At 30.8% G+C, this 2,233-nt stretch carries 3 protein-coding genes; all 3 read right to left on the bottom strand.

The genetic code is table 11. The features are described 5' to 3' along the window. Window positions 1–211: 211 nt before the first annotated feature. A complete protein-coding gene (locus tag U5B17_RS09580) occupies window positions 212–376 on the bottom strand; it encodes a hypothetical protein (protein WP_430805124.1) in 165 nt (54 codons plus the stop codon). A gap of 19 nt (window positions 377–395) precedes the next feature. Continuing rightward, complete coding sequence (locus tag U5B17_RS09575) at window positions 396–767, bottom strand: DUF6984 family protein (protein WP_430805123.1); 372 nt, start codon at window positions 765–767, stop codon at window positions 396–398. A gap of 9 nt (window positions 768–776) precedes the next feature. Beyond that, window positions 777–2,233 (bottom strand): DUF637 domain-containing protein (locus U5B17_RS09570; protein WP_430805121.1); only part of this gene is annotated, 1,457 nt, incomplete at its 5' end.

The following is a 2,233-nucleotide window of genomic DNA, read 5'->3' as shown; positions in this document are numbered from 1 at the left end:
TTTGTAAGTATGTCTGTTTTATTTAAAGATGATTTTGATATGGAGCCAAGGCTTGATTTGGAGGTTTTGGTTAAGTTTAGATTGAGTGATAAATTTGCAAAAAGACTTTGAGAAATGATTAAATTTAATGAAATAAAAAGAGTAATTAGTTGGTTTATAAATTTCATTAAATTTAGTTCCTTTTATAAAAATTTGTATTTAAATTCTTTCGTCAATAAATCTGTCCTGTTTCTTTATCTACCCAGCGGATTTGTGGGCAGTCGTAATACCAAAATTTACCCCATTCATCCTGAGTATCTTTTATATTTTCGTTAAGATGTTTTAAATCTTTTGGTAATACACTTCTGATATATTCTATCATTTTATCAGATGACACATTCCATACATTAAATTCATTATCTTTCATTTTGAAAAAAACTTTCATCATTGGTTGGAATTTGCATAAGACTTGAAAAATCAACCTTCCATATATCTACACTATCAACTAAATTATTATCATAAACATACATTGTAGCAATGCAAAGTACTTTATCGGCATCATAAAAACAAATATCGGACATATAGTTTCCACCACCACAATACTTATCATCGTCGTATACAAAACCAAAACTTCCCATACTTCCGTCATTGAAATGGAATATTTTTTTTGAAAATTTATATACTTCCTTGTTTGGTGCTTTCTTAATCAGCATTTTGACTAATTTTAATTCTGGAAGTGAAATATTTTGAATTGGCAACAAATCCTTATAAACAAAAATTTTTTTCACCATCTTTCCTTATTTAACTATAATCGTGCCTATATTATATGTTTCATCTATTAATCTATGCACTCTGTATTCAAGATTGTAATTGTCTATTTTTATGTTGTATTTTAATTGAGACTTATCATTTTGTTGCTGAAAATCTTTTAGAATTTCTTTTTTAACAGCCTCAATATCTAAATTTGTTTTTTCTCTTATGTGTCTCTCGACATGATGTATTTGATTATCATTGTTTCCAAATCTAATTTTAATATCTGCATTATTATCTATTTTCCTATTGACTTTGCCTATTATCCCTGCCGTGCATTTCTTCCCTTTAAATATACCGCTTCCACTCATCTTACCTATCGGCACAAACAACAAACTCTCATCACTTAACCCTATACTCCCATCAGGTGTCCAGCTACTACTGCTATACTGCTCACTCGTAGCAGTAAAGAAATCTTGTCTATTAAACTCCTCTTTGTATATATCTATAAATTTAAGATCGGTCGAGGTTTGTTTCAGATACTCTTTGGCTTTTAGTATATCATTAGCATTGTAGTTATTTATTATCTCGTTTAAATTATAGGTTAGTGAATTCCCTTGCTCATCAGTAACTGTGAAATTTTCATTGTTATTAAACTCATCATTAGCTTCTTTATCTACTAATGTTTTAGCGGCTGTATATAAAATTTTAGTAGCTTGCTCTTTTGATATGTTATTTATTTTAGCATAATCACTGGCTTTACTATTTATAAAATCTATCTCTGCTTGATGTAGCTGTCTGTTATTTAGCTCTGCACTTGTAGTGATACTATATCCAGTATTTGCTCCAGCTTCACCATTTATCAATGCCCCAATAGCTATACCAGTTAATTGTGAGTAAAGAAGCCTTTTACTGTTATACTCTTGTATCTGCTCTTTACTCATATTTGAGGTATTTTCATAAATAAGTGATGACATAGCTTCATTTATGCCAGCACTTAAAGTCCCAGTCAATACATCTTGATTTGTTAGACTAGCAGATAGTGCTCCTACTGCTGAGTGGAGAATTATCTTGCCTAGGCTACCTTCATTAAACATTTGATTATTATTTAGTTGCGATTGATCTACTGAGTAAGAGCCTACCGCATTATAAAGGTTATCTGTAGCTTTAAATGCCAGGTTTGATATAAGGGTGTCTTTGAAATTTGTTCCATAAATTGCACTATTTATTCCTGCATTGCTAATTGAGTTTAGTGCCGCTTTAGTAAAGTTTTGATAAGAGAAATTTAGTGAGTTATCTGTGCTAAAATTTAAAAAGCTACTATTGTCATTAGCTAAGGTTGCATCTTTTAATATATCTAGATTATTTATATATGAACTAACATAAGCTCCCATACCAGCTGCCAAAGCTGATTGCGCCACTTGATCTGTATCAAATTTTGCTTTACCCTCTGATATGGCATAGTTAGTAGCTTGCACAGAGGCATTTGCTATGATGGCTGATG

This window comes from Campylobacter australis (assembly GCF_050586305.1).
Classification (GTDB): Bacteria; Campylobacterota; Campylobacteria; order Campylobacterales; family Campylobacteraceae; genus Campylobacter_A.
Note: the sequence above shows the minus strand (reverse complement) of the source record. Positions and strands in the feature narration are given on the sequence as shown.